Below are 21,166 nucleotides of genomic sequence, written 5' to 3'. Positions count from 1 at the left end.
CAGCACGCCCAGCGCATCGTCCACCCGCATGTCGCCGTTCATCGCATTGTGGGCAAAGGCGCGGGTTTCCCGGTCCCATGTGGGATAGGGCGATTGCGCGTCCCAGATCGCCTCCTCGCTCATGCCGTCGAAATAGTTCCACTTCGCGTTGAACTCACGGACATGCTCCAGGCAGAAATACTGCCACTCCGGCGGACCGGAGGGCGCGGCGAAGCTGCTGCCGGGCCTGCGCACCGGCGCGCGATAATCACCCGCCAGGCCGCAGCCTTCGTGGGCGCAGCCATGATTTCCCGGAAATGCGCCGCCCTTCGTCTTCATGCCCGTTCCCTGAACGCCAAACGGCCCATATAGGAAGTCCCAACAGCTTGCGGGAGGCCGACATGGGCGCCATCAGGGACGAGATCGAACGGCGGCTGCGCGAGAATTTCGCCCCCGTCCATCTCGCCGTCATCGACGACAGCGAAAAACACCACGGCCATGCCGGCCATGACCCCCGCGGCGAAAGCCATTTCTCGGTGGAGATCGTCTCCGCCCGCTTCACCGGCATGAACCGGGTCCAGCGCCAGCGGGCGGTGAACCGCGCGCTGGCAGACCTGCTGGCCGAACGCGTCCATGCGCTTGCCATCAAGGCCGAAGCGCCCCCGGCCTGACGATCCGTCGATGTCGATCCGCAACCATGCTGCCGGTCACGCGCTGGGTTCGCGCGACATGGCCAATCTGATGGCCGTGGCGGATGAAGGCAGCCTTCGCCGCGCCGCCCTTGCGCTCGGGGTCTCGCCGGCGGCCGTCAGCAAGGCCGTGCGGCAGATCGAAGCGCGGCTGGGCGCGCCGGTATTCGACCGCGCGACGGGCGGCACAAGGCCGACGGTCGCCGGAGAGGCGCTGATCCGCTCCGGCCGTGAAGCACTCGCCGCGCTGTCGTTCGCGGAAACCGATTTCCGCAATGCCAGCGGGCTGATGCAGGGGCAGGTCCGCATCGGCTGCGGACCGTTCCCGGCGCCCGGTGTCGCGCGCATCGTCGTGCCGGAAGCGAAACGCCGCTGGCCCGCCCTGCGCCTGTCGATCGAACTGGGACCGGCCACCGATCTGGTGCCGCAGCTTGCCCAGGGCTCGCTCGACATCGCGCTCTGCCATATCGAGGACATCGAGCTTCCCCCCGGCCTCATGCACCGGCATCTGCAGACCCTGAGTTCGGTCATCCTCGTCCGTCCCGGGCACCCCTTGACGGGGCAGGGTCGCGTTCCCCTCACGGCTCTCGCCGGCTATGGCCTCGCGGGCTTCAAGCCCTACAGCCGCTTCCAGCACTGGTATCGCCGCCACGTCGGGCAGGACGCCGACTTTGCTTTCACCGGCCCTGATTTCGACATTCTGGCGGAAACGGTCGCCCGGTCCGACCTGCTGCTGTTCAGTTCCCACTATCTGGCCGAAACGCTCATGCGCACGCACGGTCTGGTGGAACTGTCGGTGGAGGGGGAGGCGTTCAGCCATCAGGTGCATTGCCTCCGCGCGAGCCGGGTGAAATCCCCCGCCATCGAAGCGGTCGAGACCCTGATGCATGATCTGCTGCACCAGTCAGAGATTGGCGCGTCAACCGCAGGTTGACGCCTTGCCAACATCTGCCCCGCTATGCGGCGCCCGCGACAATGCAGCAGGAAATGGAAAAACAGGCTGCGAGCAGAGGAGACGTAGATGACAGGATATCAGGCCTCCACCACTTGGTCGGGCGTCGCCCGCCGGGCGCTTGCGATCGCATTGCTGGCAGCCGCGCCGCTGTCAGCCCAGTCCGCCAATCCGCTGGTCGATCCCAATGCGGCGAAGGGCCTGCATTTCCACCCGCAGGGTCAGACGGCCTCGCAGTCCACGATCGCGCTGCGCAACGCCGAAAAGGCAGCACTTCCCTTTGCCGATGAACGCGATTTCGCGGAAGCGAAGCGGGGCTTTCTGGCGCCGCTGCCATCCAACACGGTGAAGGCCGATGCCGGTCACATCGCCTGGGATCTCGAAAGCTACAAATGGCTGCTTCAGGACAAGGATTTCGAAAGCATCCATCCGTCGCTGCTCCGCATGGCGCGCCTCAACATGAACACCGGGCTGTATGAGGTGTTGCCTGGCAAGATCTACCAGGTGCGCGGCCTCGATCTCACCAACATCACCTTCGTGAAGGGGGAAAAGGGCTGGATCGTCTTCGATCCGCTCACCACGATGGAAGTCGCGCGCTACGCGCTCAACTTCATCAACGACAAGCTCGGCAAGCGGCCGGTCACGGGCGTCGTCTATTCGCACAGCCATATCGATCACTTCGGCGGCGTGCGCGGCGTGGTGGATGAAGCGGATGTCCGCGCGGGCAAGACGGTGATCATCGCGCCGCCCAATTTCATGCACGAGGCGATCTCGGAAAATGTGTTCGCCGGCAACGCGATGACACGGCGCAGCCGGATCCAGTATGCCACGATCCTGCGGCGCTCGCCGTTCGGCCATGTCGATCAGTCGCTGGGCAAGAATGTCTCGGCCGGCGTGCCCACGCTGATCGCGCCGACCCACGTCATCAGCCGGAATCTCGAGGAGTTGACGGTCGACGGCGTGAAGATGGTGTTCCACGACACGCCCGACACCGAGGCCGTGACGGAGATGAACACCTGGTTCCCGGAATGGAAGGCCTTCTGGGCGGCCGAGAATGTCACCGCCACCATCCACAACATCTATACCCTGCGCGGCGCGCCCGTCCGCGATGCCGCCAACTGGTCGAAGCAGATCAACCAGGCCATCCACCAGTTCCCCGACATGGAGGTGATGTTCGCGTCCCACCACTGGCCGCGCTGGGGCAATGCGCGCGCGATGGAGGTGCTTCGCGCCCAGCGGGATTTCTACGCCAACATGCATTCGCAGGCGCTGCATCTCGCCAACCAGGGCGTCTCCGTGAACCAGGTGCACAACATCTATCAGGTTCCGAAAAGCCTGCAGCAGCAATGGGCGGCGCGCAGCTATCATGGCGCCACCAAGAACAATGTCCGCGGCATCATCAACCGCTATCTCGGCTTCTGGGATGGCAACCCCTCCAATCTCGATCCGCCCCCGTCCGAAGTGACCGGGCGGCTGTTCGTCGGGATGATGGGCGGGGCTGCGCCGATGATCGCCAAGGGGCGCGAACTGAACGCGGCCGGCCGCTATCGGGAAACGGCGCAGATCCTCCAGCACCTCGTGTTCGCGGAACCGCAGAACCAGGAAGGGCGCAACGTGCTGGCCGATGCCTATGAACAGCTCGGCTACCAGGACGAAAGCACCAGCTTCCGCAATTCCTATCTTCAGCTGGCGGCCGAACTGCGCAGCGGGATTGCCGAAGGCACGGCCGCCAATTCGGCCAGCCCGGATATCGTCAGCGCCATGGAAACGGGCCAGTGGCTCGACTTCCTCGGCATCAGCATGGACAGCCGCAAGGCAGAAGGCATGGCGTGGACGGTCAACCTGATCACGCCCGACAACGGCCAGAAGTTCAAGATCGAAATGTCGAACGCCACCCTCACCAACATCGAGGGCTTCACCGATCCCAAGGCGAACCTCACGATCACGCTGAACCGCACGGATCTCACGCAGGTGATGCTGGGCGCAAAGAGCTTCGAACAGCTGGAGGCCGAAGGAAAGGCGCGCTTCGAAGGCGATCGCAGGCCCTTCAACGAGCTGCGCTCGATCCTCACCGTCTTCTCGCCGGACTTCGAGATTTTCCCCGGCACCAGGAACGCACGGCAGGTGCCGTCCACCGCAAAGCCCTTCCAGTATGTGGTCAGTCCGATCGGCATGTCGGAATAGCCCGCTGCCCGCCGCCATGCGCCCAATAATCAGGGTTCATGGCGGCCCGCGGCTGGGCTAGACGGGCAGGCGATGCCCGTTGATCCGAACCCGCTCGAGGATTTCCGCCAGGCGCTGGCCGCCGGCATGCGCGCCCTTGGCCGCCGCCCCGAATTCGAACTGGCCTACACGGCCGACAAGCCCGCCTGCCACGGCGATCAGGCGCGCGTGCCGCAACCCTCGCGCACCTTGTCTGCCGAACAGGCGGCCGAAGCGCGCGGCTGGGCCGACAGTTTCGCCCTTCGAACCCGCCTGCATGACGCGAAAACCCATGCAAGGGTCGATGTCGGCCCCGGCTTGCCGCGGGAAATGCTCAACGCCGCCGAACAGGCCCGGATCGAAGCCGTCGGCGGACGGGACATGGCAGGCGTGTCGCTGAACCTCCGCCGCATGCTCGACACGCGCATGAAGGCGGATCCGATCGCCCGCGCCCGCACCCCCGATGAAGTCCCGCTGGCGACCGCCGTGGGCCTCATCGTTCGCGAACGGCTGACGGGCCAGCCGGTGCCCGACAGCGCCGCGAACGGCGTGGACATGGTCCGCGCCCGGCTGGAGGAGGAAGCCGGGGCCCATCTCGACCAGCTCGCCGCCAGCATCGACGACCAGACGGCTTTCGCAGACGCCTTCCGCCGCGTGCTGGCGGATCTTGGCCTCGCCGACGATCCAGACAGCCCGGACGACGAGCAGGGACAGGACGACGATCAGGACGAGGAACAGGACAGCCAGGGCGAGGACGAGGGCGACGAAAGCGCCGAGGCCCAGTCCGCCCAGCAATCCGTCGAATCCCGCTCTGAGGAACAGGAGGGCGGAGACTCGGAGGGCGAGACGGAAGAGGTCGAGAGCGAGACCGACATGTCGTCCGACGCGGAACCGGGCGACGAGGGCGAGGACGGCATGATGCCCTGGCGCCCGAACCTGCCCGACAGCAAGCTGCCGCCCGATTTCACCTACCGCGCCTGGACGGCCGAGTTCGACGAGGTGGTGACGGCCGAAGAGCTGTGCGATGCGGAAGAACTGACCCGCCTGCGCGGCTATCTCGATCAGCAGCTCGTCAGCCTGCAGGGGGCAGTCACCAAGCTTGCTAACCGGCTCCAGCGCCGCTTGATGGCGCAGCAGAACCGCAGCTGGGAATTCGATCAGGAAGAAGGGCTGCTCGATCCCGCCCGCCTCACCCGCGTCGTTGTCCAGCCCGAACATGCGCTCAGCTACAAGGTGGAGCGCGACACGGATTTCCGCGACACGGTCGTCACCCTCCTCATCGACAATTCCGGCTCCATGCGCGGCCGCCCCATTTCCATTGCCGCCATCTGCGCCGACATCCTGGCCCGCACACTGGAACGCTGTGCCGTGAAGACAGAGATTCTCGGCTTCACCACCCGCGCCTGGAAGGGCGGGCAGAGCCGGGAGAAATGGCTCGCGAATGGCCGCCCGCAAAAGCCCGGCCGGCTGAACGACCTCAGGCATATCGTCTACAAGCAGGCGGACGCCCCCTGGCGCCGCGCCCGCCGCAATCTGGGCCTGATGATGCGCGAAGGGCTGCTGAAGGAAAATATCGACGGCGAAGCCCTGCTGTGGGCGCACAACCGGCTGATCGGCCGCTCCGAGGACCGGCGCATCCTGATGGTGATCTCCGATGGCGCGCCGGTGGACGACAGCACGCTGTCCGTGAACTCCGGCAATTATCTGGAACGGCATCTGCGGCAGGTGATCGGCTGGATCGAGGCGAAGAGCCCCGTGGAGCTGATCGCCATCGGCATCGGCCACGACGTCACCCGCTATTACAGCCGCGCCGTCACCATCATGGATGCCGAACAGCTGGGCGGCGCCATTGTCGAACAGCTGGCCGCCCTGTTCGAGGAGGACAAGGGTGCGGGCAGGGGCGCCCGCCGGGGCAGCCGCTAACGCGGGAGCCCGCGCAGAAAGTCCAGCAGCAGCCGCGTCACCTCATCCGGCTTTTCCTGCTGCACCCAGTGCCCGGCGCCCGGCACCAGCGTTGTTCCGCGCCAGTCCGCGCCCGCGCGCTGGCCCATTGCCTCCAGCGCGCCGGGGTTCTGGTGGATGCCCCAGTCCCGATCACCGGCGATGAAGCAGGCGGGCCCTTCAATGCGCCGTCCCGCGAACAGCTCGAAATCGGCCTGAAACCGCCCGCTGGTGATCGCGCGATACCACAGCAACCCGCCGCCGAAGCCGGTGCGGCCAAAGTTCCGCGCATAGACATCAAGCTGCGCATCGGTCAGCCAGGGCGCTTCGCCGGCCGCATAGGGCAGCACCGCTTCCGCCATCCCCTTGTCCAGCGGCATCACATAATAGTCGGGCAGTTTCGCCAGCTCTTCCGCAGTCCACCCCTTCAGCGCAAACGGCTCGTTGCCGGCCCAGTCCCCGCTCTTCCCATGGTAATAGGCCCTCAGGAAGGCGCGCATCCCCTGCGCGGGGGCATCCATGTCGGGGGCCGCCGCATCGGTCGAATAATACCACTGATAATGTTTGCGCCCCAATCGGGCGAGCGCCGCCTGCCAGTCCGGCACGGCCGGGGCAGGCCGCAAAGGCCAGGCGGGCGCGCCGGGGAAGGGCGCGCTCATCAGCACGCAGGCGCGGAAGATGTCTGGCCGCGCCAGCGCCGCCCATGCGGCGACGGGGCTGCCGAAATCATGCCCCACCACGCAGGCGACCTCCGAATGTCCCAGCGCCGAAACCAGCCCCATCGCATCGCGCGCCAGGTTCAGGATGCGGAACTGCTCCAGCCGGCTGCGGTCCTCGCCCGTCGTCCTGCCATAGCCCCGCTGGTCGGGCGCGACCAAATGGAAGCCGGCTGCCGCCAGCGGCGCGATCTGGTTGCGCCAGCTATAGGCCAGCTCGGGAAAGCCGTGCAGCAGCAGCACCAGCGGGTCGCCGGGATCTCCTGCTTCCAGGATGTGCATCTGAAGCCCGTTGACGTCGGGGATCATGCGGCGCGTCACGCCGGGGGGAAGGGGGGTCTGCATGGCCGCACAGTGCGGCGGCCCGCGCCGCAGGCAAAGCCCGCGAGTCCGTCAGGGTCGCGGCCGGAAAGGGCAGGGCGGGCATCGGCCCGCCCGTCGCTTCAGCACTTCTTCGCGTTCTTGCCGATCACCGCGCCGGTCAGCGCGCCGGCCCCTGCAACCAGCGCGGTTTCGGCCAGGCTTCCGCCGGCCAGCGCGGCCACCGTGCCGGCGCTCGCCGCACCCACGACAGCCGCACGGTCCTTGGATTTGTCCTTGGCACGCTTGCAGCTCTCATAGCTGTCATAGGCCTTGCCGTCGTAAACCCACTGGGTCTTGTCCTTCGCAACGGCGGGCAGCGCGCCGCCGCCCATCACCAGTGCAGCCATCAGGCCAAGGGTCATGTTCCGCATCTGTCGTCTCCTCTCGATGCCCATGCTGGTCCAGGGTGGCTGAACCGGCAATTGCTCTCTCAATCGTCCGCCACCAGCGCCAGCAGTTCGTCGCCGAAGCGGGTCAGCTTGGCGCCCCCGATGCCCGGCACGGCCGCCAGAGCGGACCGGCTGGAAGGCCGCATCGCCGCAATGGCCTTCAGCGCGCTGTCGTGCAGCACCACGAAGGCCGGCACATCCTCGGCCTCCGCCCGGCCGCGCCGCCAGGCACGCAGCTTCTCGAACAGCCCGGCGTCGGCCGCCCCCAGTTCGGCGCCCGCCCGCTCGGCCCGCTTCGTCCGCGTCCGCCGCTCCGGCGCCCAGTCAGAGGCGCGCACCGAAACCACTTCCTCGCCCTTCAGGATGGCGCGCGCCGCAGGCCCCAGGCGCACGCCGCCATGCTCATCCCGCGCCAGCGCGTCATGCGCTTCCAGCAGCCGCCCCAGCTTCAGCCACTGGGCGTCGGCCAGATCGCCGCCGATCCCGAACACCGAAAGCCGGTCATGGCCGAAGCGAAGCACCTTCTCGTCCGCAAGGCCGCGCAACACCTTCGCCACATGCGAAACGCCGAACATCTGCCCGGTGCGATACACGGCAGACAGCAGCTTGCGCGCCTCCTCCGTCACGTCCAGCGTCGCCGGCGCTTCCAGGCAATTGTCGCAGTTCCCGCACGGCTTCGGGTCCGGCTCTCCGAAATGCGACAGCAGCGGCACGCGTCGGCAGCCCAGCGTCTCGGCCCAGGCGGCCAGCTTGCGCAGCATCTCCAGCTCATGCGCCTTGCGTGCGTCGTCCGCCTCGCCATCGTTGATCCGCTGCCGCGCCAGCGTCACATCCTGCGGCCCCCAGAACAGCATCGCCACCGAAGCCGCGCCGTCGCGCCCGGCGCGCCCGGTTTCCTGATAATAGGCCTCGATCGATTTCGGCAGGCCCATGTGCACCACGAAGCGGATGTCCGGCTTGTCGATCCCCATCCCGAAGGCGACGGTCGCGCACATCACCCCCGCCTCGGTGCGCTGGAACCAGCGCTGATTGGCGCTCCGCTCTTCGGCCGGCAGCCCCGCATGATAGACACGCGCCTCCACGCCCGCTGCCGCCAGCGTCTCGGCGGCCTGCTCGGCCGCATTGCGCGTCTGGCAGTAAACAATGCCCGGCACATCGCCCTGCGCGCGCACGAAGGCGGTCAGCTGCTCGGCGGGCCGCCGCTTCGCCTCCGCCCGGTACTGGATGTTGGGCCGGTCGAACCCGGCCACCAGCAGCCTGTCGGGCGAAATTCCCAGCTGCCCGCAGATGTCGGCCCTTGTCGCGGCGTCGGCGGTGGCGGTCAGGGCGATGCGCGGCACGCCCGGCAACAGGTCGCACAGCGCCTTCAGCCGCCGGTAGTCGGGGCGGAAATCATGCCCCCACTGGCTCACGCAATGCGCCTCGTCGATGGCGATCAGGCTGACAGGCCCTTGCGCCACCAGGCTGCGGAACCCCTCCATCGCGGCCCGCTCGGGCGCCACATACAGAAGGTCCAGCTCGCCCGCGCGGAACGCCCGCACGGTTTCCGCCCCGTCGCCGGACTGGCTGTTCAGCGCAGCAGCCCGCACGCCTGCCAGCGCCATGGCCCGCACCTGATCCGCCATCAGCGCGATCAGCGGCGAAATCACGATCCCGCATCCCGGCCGGCAGATCGCCGGGATCTGATAGCACAGGGATTTGCCCGCCCCGGTGGGCATCACCAGCGCAACGTCGCGCCCGGCGACCACGTCCGCGATCACCTCGCCCTGCACCCCGCGGAACCCCTCGAAGCCGAAAACGGAGTGCAGCGCTTCGAGGGGGTCGCGAATCATGGAAGGGTCATAGCAACAGATCGGCCGCCAGAAAGGCGAAGAAGAAGCCGACCGCCCAGATCGCGGCCGAAATCCCCAGCATCCACGTGCTGAACGTCCTCAGCCGCGCACAGGCGCGGGCCTGCGCCGCGTCCGCGGGGCAGGGCAGCAGGCGCGCGCGCCAGTGCATCCATCCCGCGAACGCCAGCATCAGCCCCGATCCCGCGAACAGCCAGGCCTTGTATTTCGTCAGCGCCACCAGCCAGGGGGCCGCCGAAACAAGCCCGGCCAGGCTCGCCCCCAGCCCCAGCGTCACCAGCAGCGCCGGAAGGGCGCAGCACAGCAGCGTGGAGGTGGAGGCGAACAGGCTCAGCGTCGGCGCCAGCGTGTCGCGAACGCCAAGCGCTCTCACAGCACCTTCCGATCAACGCCGGTCACATTATAGCCGCTGTCGGTGATCAGCTTCCTCAGCGTCGCATCGTCCAGCGTCGCATTGGCTTTCAGCTTCAGGTGAACCTCGCCCTTGTCCAGATCCACATGCACGCCGGACACATCGTCGCGCTTCTTCATCATCGCTTCGATCGAACGGGCGCAGAAATCGCACACCAGCCCGTTCACCTTCACCGTCACCAGTTCCGGCGTCGGCGCGGCGGCAACGGGGGGGCGGCCGCCAGAAACAGGGCAGTCATCAGCATTTTCATGGGATATCCTCTCAGAATCGAATTTGGGAATTCAGGATCAACCCGCCGCGATCGGTCACCCCGGCCTCGACGAGCAGCTTGCGATAGAAAAGACGGGCGACCAGCGCGGGCTGCACCTCGTCGGCCATGCCGCTGTCGCGCTTCAGCTGCGCGAGCAGCCACAGGTGCGCATCGCCATAGTCGCCTTCGTAGGGCGCCCAGCCGATCCGGCCCGTCTTCGGGCGGAAGTGAAGGCCGGAAGGCCAGCAACACATCAGACGGCGCATCGGCCAGAGGCATCCCCGGCAAGGCCCAGATAGCCGCCAGCATCAGGCAGCCGCCGGCGCATCCATCCGGGCAGCAATCAGGGGCCCTTGTCGTCTGTGCCTTCTCCGCCGGCGCCGCCTCGGCGGAATCGCCATGGCAGGGCAGGTCCGCGCTCGCCGTTGCCGCCACAGGTGCAATTGGCGCCACGGGCATCTGCGCCATGGCGGCGGCATGGCTGCTTTCCAGCGCAAGCGCCAGCAGCGCGAACAGGGCAGTGAACCACCGGGCCATCGCCGCCACATTGGCGTCCTGGCCCTCTCGCGCAATTATCCCGGCCGCGCTACGCAGGGCCATGCCCGAAATCCAGCTCCTCGATCGCGGAGACGGCGTCCGTCTCGCCACCCGCTTCCAACCCGGTCGCGGCCCCGTGCTCATGTTCCTGCCCGGCTACATGTCGGACATGTCCGGCACCAAGGCGCAGCATCTTCTCCGCTGGGCCGCAGCCACCGGACGCGCCTGCCTGCTCTTGGATTATTCCGGCTGCGGGGCCTCGGAAGGCGAGTTCGACAACGGCTCGATCCGCCGTTGGGCGGCGGACGCGAAGGCCGTGGCGGATGCGCTGGCGCCGGGGCCGTTGCTCCCGGTCGGTTCCTCCATGGGCGGCTGGATCATGCTCCATCTGGCGCTCAGCGATCCGTCGCGCATCCACGCGCTTGTCGGCATCGCCGCTGCCCCGGATTTCACCCGCTGGGGCCTGTCGCTCGATGCCGCCGATGTCGAACGGCTCGCGCATCAGGGCTTCACCACGCGCCCGTCCGCCTATGCCGACAGCCCCTATCGCTATAGCCGCACGCTGGTGGAGGATGCCGAGGGGGCCTGCCTGCTGTCCGGCGCGGTCCCGCTCGATTGCCCGGTGCGCCTGCTGCATGGCGAAGCCGATCCCGATGTGCCCTGGCAGGTCAGCCAGCAACTGATGGGCGCGCTCCGCTCAACCGACGTTCAGCTGACTCTTGTGAAAGGCGGCGATCACCGTCTCTCCGCCCCGTCTGATCTCGCCCTGCTGGAACAGACGTTCGAAAGCCTCGCGCCATGAAGCCTGCCCTCATCCTGCTCCTCCTCGCCGCCGCCCCGGCGCTCGCGCAAGAGACCTATGATCCCTCGCTCGATCCCAAGCGCTACGACGGCTGCGTCCGCGCCATCCCAACCGATGCGCAAAAGGCAGAGGAATTCGCGATCCAGTGGCAGGCGCTGGGCGGCGGCCTTCCGGCCCGTCACTGTCAGGCGCTCGCCCAGCTGCAGCAGGGCCGGAACGCCGCAGCCGCCGTGACCCTCTCAAAGGCGGCGCAGGCCGCCGAAGCGCAGAAAAGCCCCATGGCCGCCGATTTCTGGGGACAGGCGGGCAACGCGGCGCTGCTCGCAGGCGATGCGAAGGGCGCGGTCACTTATTTTTCCAGCGGCATCGTCGCGGCCGGCGAATTCGCCCCGGTGCGCAGCGCCAACCTGCTGATCGATCGTGCGCGGGCCCACACCGAACTCGCTGACCTCGGATCGGCGCGCGCCGATCTGGACAAGGCCCTGGCCCTGTCGCCCGCAGAACCTGCCGGCTGGCTCCTCTCTGCCGCGCTTGCGCGCCGGCAGAATGATCTGCCCCGCGCCCGCACCGATATCGCAAAGGCGGCAGAGCTGTCTCCGGCGGATGCCGATGTGCAGTTCGAACAGGGGGCGATCCTGGCGGCGTCCGGGGATATCCCCGCTGCCCGCAAGCTGTGGGGACAGGTGGTGACGCAGGCCCCCGGCACGGACGCCGCAAAGCTCGCCGCGCGCGCGCTGAACGAGGCGCCCGCCCAATGAAACACGCCCGATGAAGCTGGAATTTACGCGGCTGGGGGGCAAGCATGACCGCCTCACCATCACCCGTTCGGATGGCAGCACCACCGCCGTCGACTGTCCGAAGCAAGGCATGATCCCACACGACATGGTGCATTATGCCGTCGAATCCGTGCTGCAGGGCCGGGGCTTCCTCGCCAATGTCGCGCAGGGGGCGGATGCAGGCTTCACCGATGGGTCCAGCGCACAGGCCGAACCGATCGAACGCCTCGTCGAAACGATGCAGGCCGACACATGGTCGATGGGCGGCCAGACACCGGTCGAAGAGCTGATCGCCCTTTACGAACTCGGCTGCGAGGCGCGGGGCCATGCCGCTGCACCTGTGTCGGCCGAGGATATCGCCGCCATTCGCACCTGCATGGCCGACCTCGCCCGGCAATGGGCAGACGTGCCGCAGAACGGAAGCCTGGTCCTCAATCTCTGAGGAAGAGCGCGACCAGCTCCGGCCGAAGGCGCGCTGGGCGCTTCAGCTCGCGGTCCATGATCACCCAGGTCGTGCGCGCCTCCACCCGCAGGCTGCCATCCTGGCCGCTGATCGTCGTGCAGCGGTCGAAGCGCGCGCCCTTGGGGTTTTCGCCCCAGGTTTCCGCCCACAGCGTTTCGCCGGCGAAGCTGGCGGCGCGATAATCGATCTCCTGCCGGGAAATCACCCACAGATACCGCGCCTGCGCCTCTGCCGGGGCCACGGCGGCCCAATGCGCGGTCGCAACCTCCTGCAGCCACTTCACATAGACGATATTGTTCACATGCCCGTTCTCGTCGATGTCGGCTGCCGCGGGGTGCAGCGCCACCCGGAACGGGGATGTCGTCACGCCTTCATCTGCCCGTCCAGCGCCATCAGGATGAAGGCGAACTCCTCCGCCGTCTCGCGCAGCCGTTCATAGCGGCCGGATTTGCCGCCATGGCCCGCCCCCATGTTGATCTTCAGCAGCAGCACATTGTTGTCGGTCTTCACCGCGCGGATGCGCGCCGCCCACTTCGCCGGTTCCCAATAGGTCACGCGCGGATCCGAAAGCCCGCCGGTGATCATCATCGGCGGGAAGGGGCCGGGCAGCGCCTGCTCATAGGGCGACAGGCGGATCAGCCGCTTCAACACCACCTCGTCCTTGCGCGGATCGCCCCATTCCGGCCATTCGCCCGGCGTCAGCGGCAGCGTGTCGTCCAGCATGGTGTTCACGATGTCCACGAACGGCACATGCGCCACGATCGCGCCCCACAGCTGCGGCGCCTGCATCACCGCCGCGCCCATCAGCCAGCCGCCCGCCGATCCGCCGCTGGCGCTGTTCAGCCCCGGTCGCCCGAAGCCCTGTGCGTTCAGGAACCGCGTCGCATCCACGAAGTCGTTGAAGGTGTTTTCCCGCTTTTCCAGCTTGCCATCCAGATACCATTGGTACCCCAGGTCGTCGCCGCCGCGTGTATGCACGATCGCATAGGCAAAACCCCGGTCCAGCAGCGAGAGGCGGGCGGACGAGAAGCTGGGCGGCGTGGCGATGCCATAGCTGCCATAGCCATAGACATGCAGCGGCCACTTGCCGTCCTTCGCATAGCCGCGCTTGTACACCACCGAAACGGGCACCTTCGTGCCGTCGCGCGCCGGGGCATAGAGCCGCTCGGTCGCATACTGGCTGGCATCATAGCCCGACGGGATCTCCTGCACCTTCAGCGTCGCCAGCGTCGAGGCCGCCACGTCATAGTCGAACACCGTCGCCGGCGTGACCATCGAGGAATAGCTGATCCTCAGCGCAGGCGCGTCCGGCTCGGCATTGGTGCCCAGGCTCGCGGTATAGCTGTCCTCCGGGAACTTCACCCGCCGGTCCTTGCCGTCGGGGAAGATCAGCCGGATCTGGTCCAGCCCGCGCAGCCGCTCCTCCACCGCCAGATAGGAGCGGAAGGCGGTGATGTCCGTCAGATAGACATCGTCCGATCCCGCCACCAGCGTCGTCCAGGTCCCCGGATCGGCAACGGGCGCGGTGGCGATGCGGAAGTTCACATGATCGTCGTTGGTCAGCACGAACAGCGTGTCGCCGCGCGCGTCGATCGTATAGCGCACGTCCGTCTTGCGCGGCTTCACCAGCACGGCGGGCTTCGCCGGGTCAGAGGCATCCAGCAGCCGCACGTCGTTCGTCGTCTGCGTATAGCTGTTCAGCAGAATCCACTTCCGGTCCTGCGTGATGGAGGGCTGCACCCAGAATCCGGCGTCGGGCTCGTCGTACAGAAGCTCGCTCTTCGGCGCGCCCAGCCGGTGCAGCCAGGCCTTGGTCGGCCGCCATTCGGCAGACGCCTGCGCCCAGACCAGCGATTTCGAATCCGTGCTCCACGCCACGCCGCCCAGCGAATCCGGGGCGACCGTCTCGATGTCCGCGCCCGATGCCAGGTCGCGGATCATCAGCGCATAACGCTCCGACCCGTTGGTGTCGGTCGAATAGGCCATCAGCCGGCCATCGGGTGAAACGTCCAGCGTGCCCAGCCGGAAATAATCCTTCCCCTCGGCCAGCTTCGGCTCCGAAAGGATCAGCGTCGCCTCGCCGCCGCCACGCGGGCGCCGATACCAGTTGCGATACTGCCCGCCCGCCTCGAACGCCCACCAGTATAGCCAGTCGCCGTCGGCATAGGGCACGGAGGAATCATCCTCCTTCATCCGCCCCTTCATCTGCTGGAACAGCGCCTCCGTCAGCATGGAGGCGTCGCCCATCCGATCCTCGAAATAGGCGTTCTCGGCCTTCAGATAGGCCAGGATCTCGGGGTCGTCGACCTTGGGATAGTCCTTGTCCCGCAGCCAGGCATAGGGATCCTCGATGGTGATGCCCTGCACCGTGAACCTGTGGTTGCCACGGCGTGCGACAGGAGGCTTCATGCGGGCCTTTCCGGTTTCGGCGAGAAGGGGTTGGGCGGGCAGGGCAGCGACAAGGCTGCCGGCGACGAATGTGCGGCGATCCATGCGCCCAGTCCTAGCCGGGCGCGCGGCGCCGGGGCAAGCAGGCTTCAGCGCCGGATCAGCACCAGCGCGGCAAGCACCATTGTCGCACCCGCCAGTTCCAGCGGGCCCAGCACTTCCCCGAACAGCAGCCACCCCGCCGCGGCAGACACCATCGGCTGCACCAGCAACCCCACGCCGATCACCGGCGCGGGCAGCCGCCCGCTGGCGAACACCATCAGCCCCTGCCCGACAAGCTGGCTGGTGATCGCCAGCGCGATCACCGGCCGCCAGTCGGCGGGCCAGATCGATCCCGGTTCAATCAGTGCGGCCGGCAGCAGGAACATCACCGACGCCAGCGTAGACATCGCCAGCACCACCGATGTCGGCAGCCGGTCGCGCAGGCCCATCACCACGATCAGATATCCGGTGTAGAAGGCAGCAGCCAGCAGGCTCAGCGCGTCGCCGGCCAGATGCTTCGGGCTCAGCTGCGCGCTGGTTCCCAGCAGCAGCAGCGTCCCCGCCCCGGCAAGCGCCAGCGCCTTCAGCGTGCTTGCGCCGGGATGCTGGCCCTTCACCAGGATCGACCAGCCGGCCAGCATGAAGGCGGCCGTGTTCCCGAACAAAGTCGCATTTGCGATGGACGTGCGAACGATCCCCAGGTGCCAGGTCGCGAGGTCGGCGGCAAAGAACAGCCCGGACAGAATCGCAAGCCCCCAGGGCAGCGCCGCCGGCTTCAGCCCCCTGCCGCGCTGCGTCCACAGGGCCACCAGCAGCAGCACCGGCGCCGCCAGCGCCATCCGCCAGAAGGCAGCCGCCACCGGCCCCGTGTCCGACAGGCGCACCAGCACCGGCCCGAACGCCAACAGCACGGATGAAAGAATGAGCGCGGCGAGCGGCCAAGGCGAACTCGATGATGGATCATTTGAAAATTGCTTCAGATCGGACACATTTTACCCCGGCGCAATCTTTGGGACATCAATCCGATCTGCTTGCACCGAACAGCACTTGAAAACCAGAATCGCCCCATATAAAAAATGACCATATCAAGTTGGGGGCTGACTATGTTTAAGATATTTTGCGCCGTTGTTATTGGATTGATTTCAACTCAGTCCCTAGCCGTCACTATCGTTAAAAAGACATTTGTGCTGAAGCCGTCCTCTTTAAATTATATTTATATTAGCGCCGGAAGAAATCAAATTCAAGAAATGGTATTTGGCGCCTATGCAACGGGAGAATGGTGCACCAATACATATACAATGCCTGGAGAATCAATGAGATGCGAAGGACCGGATTCGCTGTATAACGCATGGGAATGCGTAAACGATATTTGTGGAGATTTTTTTGGCGGAGCGCACCCGTTGCTAGAAAAGCCAAAAGTTGTATTTGGTTTGGAGTCCTCGAGAATTAGGGCTGCGTCATTTGACAGCTACAAGTGGTGGGATTCTCCGGGCGTTTGGTACCATTATTTCTATGATCCAACAAATTTTTATATCAATCTGACCTTGAAGGATGGTATTGATCCAAGCGCCGTTAATGTGGATCTGCAATTTGTTCGTTCATTGCCTGCTGTTCCAGAGCCTGCGCTGTGGATTTCAATGATTTTCGGATTTCTGAGTATCGGTGCGGTGTTGAGACGTCGGTCTAAACCTGCGTTGATTTGACGAACGCCCGCAGGTCCGCCAGCAGCAGGTCCGGCTCTTCCAGCCCGGCGAAATGGCCGCCGTGCGGCATGTCGGTCCAGTGGACGACATGATAGCCCCGTTCCACCATGCTGCGCGGCGGGAAGGCCAGCAGATCATGCGGGAAGGCCGCAACGCCTGTCGGCACCTCGATCCGCCGGCCCTCGGGGATGGAAAAGCCGCCTTCCAGGAACATGCCGCGATAGAGCCATGTGGCCGACAGGAAACTGCGCGTGGACAGATACACCATGATGGTGTCCAGCATCGTGTCCAGACCGAAAGGCGGATCGACATGCCCGGTCGAAAGATCTGACCAGCCGCAGTATTTCTCCGCCAGCCAGGCCGCCACGCCCATCGGCGAATCCATCATCGCAAAGCCCAGGCTCTGCGGCTTTGTCGCCTGAAGCTGAAGATAGGCGGTTTCCGTCGCGCGGATCTGCAACGCCCATTGCATCCAGCGCTTCTCGTCGTCCGTCCGGGGCGTCATGTCGGCCGATCGCAGCCCGTATCCGTTCAGGTGGATGGCCTGGACCGCCGCGCTCTCCAGCCCGATCCAGCCGCCGATCACGCAGCCCCAGTCACCCCCCTGATAGATGAAGCGGTCATAGCCCAGCACCGCCATCAGCCGGTCGTACAGCTTCGCCACGGCGCGCGGGCCGATCGGGGATTTCGGCCGGTCGCTCCAGGCGTATCCGGGCAGCGAAGGCGCCACCACATGGAAGGCCGGCGCCGACGGGTCCTCCGGCTCGGCCAGCCGGCGATAGATGGTCTCGAACTCGATGATCGATCCCGGCCAGCCATGGGCGATCAGCAGCGGGCGCGCATCCGCCCGGCTTGATTTCAGATGCAGGGCGTGCAGGCGGAAGCCGGGTTCCACCTCCACCCGCACATGCGGAAAGCCGTTCAGCCGGTCAACGGTCGCCGCCCAGTCATGCGACGTCAGCCAATGTTCGCGAAGCCGCTCCATATAGGCCCGGTTCGCGCCATGCTCCCAGCGATGGCCTTCCGGCTCCTCGAAGAAGCGGAATTCCTCCACCCGGCGCCGGATCCAGGCCAGCTCGTCCGGGTTCACCGGGATCTCGAAGGGCGTCACGCTCATGCCGCGCGCCTTTCGCCGCCCTTCAGTTCGCGCCGGATCGATTCCGCCACCTTTTCCGCGATCATGATGGTCGGCGCATTGGTGTTCCCGCTCACCAGGAACGGCATCACCGAGGCGTCCACCACCATCAGCCCTTCCACCCCGTTCACGTTCAGGGCGATGTCGCACACGGCCTCGGCGTCCAGCCCCATCCGGCAGGTGCCGACGGGGTGATAGATCGTCTCTGCCCAGTCGCGCAGCTTCGCTTTCAGCGCGTCCCCCTGCACCGCCTCGCCCGGCCAGGCTTCGCCGTCGTTGTATCTCGCCAGCGCCGGCTGGCGGCCGATCGCGCGCGCCAGTTCCACGCCCTTCGTCAGCGTGTCCATGTCCTCAGGGGCAGACAGGTAATTGGGGTCGATCGCCGGATGCGCCATCGGGTCCGGGGATTTCAGCCAGATGGATCCCCGGCTTTCTGGCCGCACCTGGCACACATGCACCTGATAGCCGTGCTGCGGCTGCAGCCCGCCGACGCCATGTGCATTCCCCTTCACCGGCATGAAGTGCATCTGGATATCGGGCGCGGCCAGCCCGGGGCGGGTGGAAACAAAGGCGCCCGCCGCCGTCGGCATATAGCTGGCGGCTCCCTGCTTGCGCAGCATCCAGTTCAGGCCGGTCCAGATCTTCACCAGCGGATTGGTGTTGGAATTCAGGGTGATCGGCTGGTTGCAGTTCCACTGCACCAGCACGTCCAGGTGATCCTGCAGATTCTGGCCCACCTGCGCCCGGTCCGCCACCACGGGCAGGCCCAGCTTCTTCAGTTGCGCGCCCGGCCCCACGCCCGACAGCATCAGAAGCTGCGGCGAATTGATCGCCCCGCCGCTCAGGATCACGCGCCGGCCCTTCACCAGCTGCCCGCCGGAATAGCGCACGCCCACCGCCCGCTTCCCTTCGAACTCCACCCGTTCGGCAAGCGCCCCGGTGATGATCGTCAGGTTCGGCCGCCGCCGCGCCTCGTCCGTCAGATAGGCGCGCGCGGCAGACCAGCGCTGCCCGTCGCGGATCGTGGAATCATAGCTGCCCGCGCCTTCGAACTGCGCGCCGTTGAAGTCGTCGGTGCGCGGCCACCCGGCTTCCACGGCCGCATCGATGAAGGCGTTGTTCAGCACATGCGGCAGCATCCGCCGCGTCGTCGCCAGCGGCCCGCCCGCGCCATGCCACTCGCTGGATCCCCGGTCGGAATCCTCGGCCTTGCGGAAATAGGGCAGCACATCCGCCCAGCCCCAGCCGGTGCAGCCCACCTGCGCCCACCGGTCGTAATCGCTGGAATGGCCGCGGATATAGACCATCCCGTTGATGGAGGAGGAGCCGCCCAGCGTCTTGCCGCGCGGCCAGTAGAGCCTGCGCCCGTTCAGATGCGCCTGGGGTTCGGTCCAGAAATTCCAGTTCAGCTCGCTCTGCTTTTCCGGCGGGATGATCTCGCCGATGCCCGCCGGCATGTGGATCATCATCGCCTTGTCGGGGCTGCCCGCTTCCAGCAGCGCAACGCGCGTGCCCGCATCTTCCGACAGCCTCGCCGCCAGTGCGCATCCGGCCGACCCGGCACCCACGATCACGAAATCGAAATCCGTCACTTTGTCATCCTCCCGCCTTCTCCCAAAGGCTCATGCGCCCCCTCCTAGCCCACGCCCTTTCGCGGAGCCAGCCTCCGCATAATGCGGAACCCGCAACGACGAGCCGAGCCGCCGCCTCTTGCCCCGGCCGGGTCAGTGGCTAGGAAGAAGCCATGCGTCGCATCCTCCTGACCCTGTCGCTGTCCCTTGCCCTTGCCGGCTGCACCATGGGCGATGTCGAACCCCAGCGCCGCCATGCGCCCGTCATGCGCTCCATGCCCGACCTGTTCGATTGCCTGCGCGTCAACCGCCTCGCGCTCGTGTCCGCGCATCGCGGGCAGAAGGATCCGCTGGCGGCTGAAAACAGCCTCGCCAGCTTCACCAACACGGTGGAACGCGGCCCCATCTTCATCGAGATCGACATCGCCAGTTCGGCCGACGGCGTGCTGATGCTGATGCACGACGCCACGCTTGACCGCACCACCACCGGCACGGGGCCGCTCGCGGACAAGGACTATCGGGATCTTCGCCGCCTCTGGCTGAAAGACGGCAAGGGCGAGATCACCGAGGAACGCATCCCCACGCTGGAAGAGGCGCTCGTCTGGGCGCGTCGCAACGGCGCGGTCCTCCAGCTCGATCTGAAGCCCGGCGTTCCGCTGGCCGAGGTGCTGGCCCATGTCCGCGAGAACCGGATGGAAAATCAGGTCATCCTCATCGCCTACAATCTGGCGGAAACCCGCGCGGCCCTCGCCCGCGCGCCGGACATGATGATTTCCGCCGGCGCCCGCAACGCAGGCGAACTGCCCGCCGTCCTCCGCCTGGCCGGCCCGCATATCCTCTATTTCACCGGCACGCAGGAACCGGATGCCGCGCTCATCGCCCGGCTCGATGAACTGGGCGTCGAAGCAATCACCGGCACGCTCGGCGCGCCGGGCAAGCGGCTGGACGACCGTTATCTGGCAGACGGCGACGGCCGCGAATATGCCGAACTCGCCGCCCGCGGCGTGGTGCTGATCGCGACGGACCAGCCGGTGGAGGCCTGGCGCGCCCTGAAAGCCGCCGATCGCGACGGCACGGCCTGCCTTGTGGGAGACAGCAAATGAAGGCGATCCGCTTCGAAGCCCCCGGGGGGCCAGAGGTGATGAAGCTGGTGGAGGTGGGCGTAGGCGAACCCCTCGCCGGTCAGGTGCGCGTCCGCCACACGGCGATCGGCGTCAACTTCATCGACACCTATCACCGCTCCGGCCTCTATCCGATGCCGATGCCCTCGGGCCTCGGCATGGAGGCGGCCGGCATTGTCGAGGCGGTTGGAGACGGCGTCGCCCATCTGAACGTCGGGGACCGGGTGATCTATTTCACCAATCCGCCCGGCGCCTATGCCACCCACCGTGTGCTGGATGCCCGCCCGCTGGTGAAGCTGCCCGACAGCATAACCGACGCGCAGGCCGCTGCCCTGTGGCTGAAGGCCTGCACGGTCGAATCCCTCGTCCAGCGCTGCGCCCGTGTGCAGCCCGGGCAGACCGTGCTGGTGCCCGCCGCCGCCGGGGGTGTGGGCGTGCTGCTCTGCCAATGGCTGAAATCGATGGACGTCACCGTGATCGGCACGGTCGGCTCGCCGGACAAGGCGGATATCGCCCGCGCCGCCGGCGCTGACCATGTGTTGCCCTATGCGGATGTGCCCGCCCGCGTGCGGGAAATCACCAATGGCGAAGGTGTCGATGCCGCGATCGACGGCGTTGGCCGGGCCACGTTCGAAACCTCGCTGGACAGCCTGAAGCGGCGCGGAATCCTCGCCAGCTTCGGCAATGCATCGGGGCCGGTTGCCCCGTTCGAAATGGGCCTGCTCGCCCGCAAGGGCTCGCTGTTCGTCACACGGCCCACCCTGTTCGACTATTACGCCACGGCAGAGGATTTCGCGCAGGGCACGGCAGCCGTGTTCGCGAAGATCTCAGCGGGCGCACTGAAGGCCCATATCGGCCAGACCTTCCCGCTGGCCGATGCGGTGC

21 protein-coding genes and 1 pseudogene are annotated in these 21,166 nt (G+C 66.6%); 10 read left to right on the top strand and 12 right to left on the bottom strand.

All coding sequences use genetic code 11. The annotated features are described in order from the left end of the window. Positions 1–318: pseudogene (locus ACE3O8_RS07675) on the bottom strand (hypothetical protein); the annotation flags it as partial. Positions 319–380: 62 nt separating this feature from the next. Between ACE3O8_RS07675 and ACE3O8_RS07670 the strand changes: the two are divergent. The 4 genes from ACE3O8_RS07670 to cobT all read left to right on the top strand — a co-directional run bounded on the left by ACE3O8_RS07670 (position 381) and on the right by cobT (position 5,745). Beyond that, entirely contained in the window at positions 381–650 is a 270-nt protein-coding gene (locus ACE3O8_RS07670) for a BolA family protein (RefSeq protein ID WP_374388427.1), read from the top strand. 10 nt (positions 651–660) lie between these two features. Beyond that, positions 661–1,602 carry a LysR family transcriptional regulator gene (locus ACE3O8_RS07665; RefSeq protein ID WP_374388425.1) on the top strand — a complete coding sequence of 314 codons (942 nt, stop codon included), beginning with the start codon at positions 661–663 and terminating at the stop codon, positions 1,600–1,602. Between the two features lie 87 nt (positions 1,603–1,689). Continuing rightward, positions 1,690–3,804, top strand: coding sequence for an alkyl/aryl-sulfatase (locus ACE3O8_RS07660; RefSeq protein ID WP_374388424.1), 2,115 nt, complete (start codon positions 1,690–1,692; stop codon positions 3,802–3,804). 72 nt (positions 3,805–3,876) lie between these two features. Beyond that, on the top strand, positions 3,877–5,745 hold the full coding sequence (cobT, locus tag ACE3O8_RS07655) for a cobaltochelatase subunit CobT (RefSeq protein ID WP_374388422.1): 1,869 nt from the start codon (positions 3,877–3,879) through the stop codon (positions 5,743–5,745). Here the strand turns inward: cobT and ACE3O8_RS07650 are convergent. The 6 genes from ACE3O8_RS07650 to ACE3O8_RS07625 form a co-directional block, all read right to left on the bottom strand. Next, complete coding sequence (locus tag ACE3O8_RS07650; RefSeq protein ID WP_374388420.1) at positions 5,742–6,824, bottom strand: alpha/beta fold hydrolase; 1,083 nt, start codon at positions 6,822–6,824, stop codon at positions 5,742–5,744. The genes cobT and ACE3O8_RS07650 overlap by 4 nt on opposite strands. Positions 6,825–6,922: 98 nt before the next feature. Beyond that, on the bottom strand, positions 6,923–7,213 hold the full coding sequence (locus ACE3O8_RS07645) for a hypothetical protein (protein WP_374388418.1): 291 nt from the start codon (positions 7,211–7,213) through the stop codon (positions 6,923–6,925). Between the two features lie 59 nt (positions 7,214–7,272). Continuing rightward, positions 7,273–9,063: a DNA helicase RecQ gene (recQ, locus tag ACE3O8_RS07640; RefSeq protein WP_374388416.1), complete on the bottom strand. Its 1,791-nt coding sequence runs from the start codon at positions 9,061–9,063 to the stop codon at positions 7,273–7,275. Positions 9,064–9,070: 7 nt separating this feature from the next. Beyond that, positions 9,071–9,454 carry a hypothetical protein gene (locus ACE3O8_RS07635; protein ID WP_374388414.1) on the bottom strand — a complete coding sequence of 128 codons (384 nt, stop codon included), beginning with the start codon at positions 9,452–9,454 and terminating at the stop codon, positions 9,071–9,073. Continuing rightward, a complete protein-coding gene (locus tag ACE3O8_RS07630; protein WP_374388412.1) occupies positions 9,451–9,672 on the bottom strand; it encodes a heavy-metal-associated domain-containing protein in 222 nt (73 codons plus the stop codon). The genes ACE3O8_RS07635 and ACE3O8_RS07630 overlap by 4 nt, the downstream gene beginning before the upstream one ends. Before the next feature lie 82 nt (positions 9,673–9,754). Continuing rightward, positions 9,755–9,997: a hypothetical protein gene (locus tag ACE3O8_RS07625; RefSeq protein WP_374388410.1), complete on the bottom strand. Its 243-nt coding sequence runs from the start codon at positions 9,995–9,997 to the stop codon at positions 9,755–9,757. Positions 9,998–10,341: 344 nt separating this feature from the next. Between ACE3O8_RS07625 and ACE3O8_RS07620 the strand changes: the two genes are divergently transcribed. The 3 genes from ACE3O8_RS07620 to ACE3O8_RS07610 are packed head-to-tail and all read left to right on the top strand — an operon-like array spanning position 10,342 to position 12,300. Continuing rightward, a complete protein-coding gene (locus tag ACE3O8_RS07620; RefSeq protein WP_374388408.1) occupies positions 10,342–11,082 on the top strand; it encodes an alpha/beta hydrolase family protein in 741 nt (246 codons plus the stop codon). Continuing rightward, positions 11,079–11,840, top strand: coding sequence for a tetratricopeptide repeat protein (locus tag ACE3O8_RS07615; protein WP_374388406.1), 762 nt, complete (start codon positions 11,079–11,081; stop codon positions 11,838–11,840). The genes ACE3O8_RS07620 and ACE3O8_RS07615 overlap by 4 nt, the downstream gene beginning before the upstream one ends. A 10-nt stretch (positions 11,841–11,850) precedes the next feature. Continuing rightward, positions 11,851–12,300 (top strand): hypothetical protein, encoded by a 450-nt coding sequence (locus ACE3O8_RS07610; protein ID WP_374388403.1) that lies wholly within the window; start codon positions 11,851–11,853, stop codon positions 12,298–12,300. On the opposite strand, the gene ACE3O8_RS07605 is transcribed toward ACE3O8_RS07610, so the two are convergent. The 3 genes from ACE3O8_RS07605 to ACE3O8_RS07595 are packed head-to-tail and all read right to left on the bottom strand — an operon-like array spanning position 12,290 to position 15,740. Further along, positions 12,290–12,688, bottom strand: coding sequence for an acyl-CoA thioesterase (locus ACE3O8_RS07605; RefSeq protein WP_374388401.1), 399 nt, complete (start codon positions 12,686–12,688; stop codon positions 12,290–12,292). The two genes, ACE3O8_RS07610 and ACE3O8_RS07605, sit on opposite strands and share 11 nt — an antisense overlap. Further along, positions 12,685–14,814, bottom strand: a complete 2,130-nt coding sequence (locus ACE3O8_RS07600) for a S9 family peptidase (protein ID WP_374388399.1) — start codon at positions 14,812–14,814, stop codon at positions 12,685–12,687. Before ACE3O8_RS07600 ends, ACE3O8_RS07605 begins: the two co-directional genes overlap by 4 nt. A 44-nt stretch (positions 14,815–14,858) precedes the next feature. Further along, on the bottom strand, positions 14,859–15,740 hold the full coding sequence (locus tag ACE3O8_RS07595) for a DMT family transporter (protein WP_374388397.1): 882 nt from the start codon (positions 15,738–15,740) through the stop codon (positions 14,859–14,861). Between the two features lie 87 nt (positions 15,741–15,827). On the opposite strand from ACE3O8_RS07595, the gene ACE3O8_RS07590 reads away from it, so the two are divergent. Continuing rightward, positions 15,828–16,454: a PEP-CTERM sorting domain-containing protein gene (locus ACE3O8_RS07590; protein WP_374388395.1), complete on the top strand. Its 627-nt coding sequence runs from the start codon at positions 15,828–15,830 to the stop codon at positions 16,452–16,454. Here the strand turns inward: ACE3O8_RS07590 and ACE3O8_RS07585 are convergent. Together ACE3O8_RS07585 and ACE3O8_RS07580 are read right to left on the bottom strand one after the other, a co-directional pair. Further along, a complete protein-coding gene (locus tag ACE3O8_RS07585; protein WP_374388393.1) occupies positions 16,435–17,571 on the bottom strand; it encodes an epoxide hydrolase family protein in 1,137 nt (378 codons plus the stop codon). The two genes, ACE3O8_RS07590 and ACE3O8_RS07585, sit on opposite strands and share 20 nt — an antisense overlap. Beyond that, a complete protein-coding gene (locus ACE3O8_RS07580; RefSeq protein ID WP_374388390.1) occupies positions 17,568–19,181 on the bottom strand; it encodes a GMC family oxidoreductase in 1,614 nt (537 codons plus the stop codon). The genes ACE3O8_RS07585 and ACE3O8_RS07580 overlap by 4 nt, the downstream gene beginning before the upstream one ends. Positions 19,182–19,333: 152 nt before the next feature. On the opposite strand from ACE3O8_RS07580, the gene ACE3O8_RS07575 reads away from it, so the two are divergent. Continuing rightward, positions 19,334–20,263: a glycerophosphodiester phosphodiesterase family protein gene (locus tag ACE3O8_RS07575; RefSeq protein ID WP_374388388.1), complete on the top strand. Its 930-nt coding sequence runs from the start codon at positions 19,334–19,336 to the stop codon at positions 20,261–20,263. Then, on the top strand, positions 20,260–21,166 hold a 907-nt coding region (locus tag ACE3O8_RS07570; protein ID WP_374388385.1), incomplete at its 3' end, for a quinone oxidoreductase. The genes ACE3O8_RS07575 and ACE3O8_RS07570, both read left to right, overlap by 4 nt.

It is taken from the genome of Sandaracinobacter sp. (assembly GCF_041909755.1).
Classification (GTDB): domain Bacteria; phylum Pseudomonadota; class Alphaproteobacteria; order Sphingomonadales; family Sphingomonadaceae; genus Sandaracinobacteroides.
The sequence above is the reverse complement of the archived record's forward strand: the minus strand, read 5'-3'. Positions and strand labels throughout refer to the sequence as shown.

Coding starts and splice junctions, on each gene's coding strand:
- ACE3O8_RS07670 (WP_374388427.1), top strand. CDS start 381: ATGGGCGCCATCAGGGACGAGATCGAACGGCGGCTGCGCGAGAATTTC.
- ACE3O8_RS07665 (WP_374388425.1), top strand. CDS start 661: ATGTCGATCCGCAACCATGCTGCCGGTCACGCGCTGGGTTCGCGCGAC.
- ACE3O8_RS07660 (WP_374388424.1), top strand. CDS start 1,690: ATGACAGGATATCAGGCCTCCACCACTTGGTCGGGCGTCGCCCGCCGG.
- cobT (WP_374388422.1), top strand. CDS start 3,877: ATGCCCGTTGATCCGAACCCGCTCGAGGATTTCCGCCAGGCGCTGGCC.
- ACE3O8_RS07650 (WP_374388420.1), bottom strand. CDS start 6,824: ATGCAGACCCCCCTTCCCCCCGGCGTGACGCGCCGCATGATCCCCGAC.
- ACE3O8_RS07645 (WP_374388418.1), bottom strand. CDS start 7,213: ATGCGGAACATGACCCTTGGCCTGATGGCTGCACTGGTGATGGGCGGC.
- recQ (WP_374388416.1), bottom strand. CDS start 9,063: ATGATTCGCGACCCCCTCGAAGCGCTGCACTCCGTTTTCGGCTTCGAG.
- ACE3O8_RS07625 (WP_374388410.1), bottom strand. CDS start 9,997: ATGTGTTGCTGGCCTTCCGGCCTTCACTTCCGCCCGAAGACGGGCCGG.
- ACE3O8_RS07620 (WP_374388408.1), top strand. CDS start 10,342: ATGCCCGAAATCCAGCTCCTCGATCGCGGAGACGGCGTCCGTCTCGCC.
- ACE3O8_RS07615 (WP_374388406.1), top strand. CDS start 11,079: ATGAAGCCTGCCCTCATCCTGCTCCTCCTCGCCGCCGCCCCGGCGCTC.
- ACE3O8_RS07610 (WP_374388403.1), top strand. CDS start 11,851: ATGAAGCTGGAATTTACGCGGCTGGGGGGCAAGCATGACCGCCTCACC.
- ACE3O8_RS07600 (WP_374388399.1), bottom strand. CDS start 14,814: ATGGATCGCCGCACATTCGTCGCCGGCAGCCTTGTCGCTGCCCTGCCC.
- ACE3O8_RS07590 (WP_374388395.1), top strand. CDS start 15,828: ATGACCATATCAAGTTGGGGGCTGACTATGTTTAAGATATTTTGCGCC.
- ACE3O8_RS07585 (WP_374388393.1), bottom strand. CDS start 17,571: ATGAGCGTGACGCCCTTCGAGATCCCGGTGAACCCGGACGAGCTGGCC.
- ACE3O8_RS07575 (WP_374388388.1), top strand. CDS start 19,334: ATGCGTCGCATCCTCCTGACCCTGTCGCTGTCCCTTGCCCTTGCCGGC.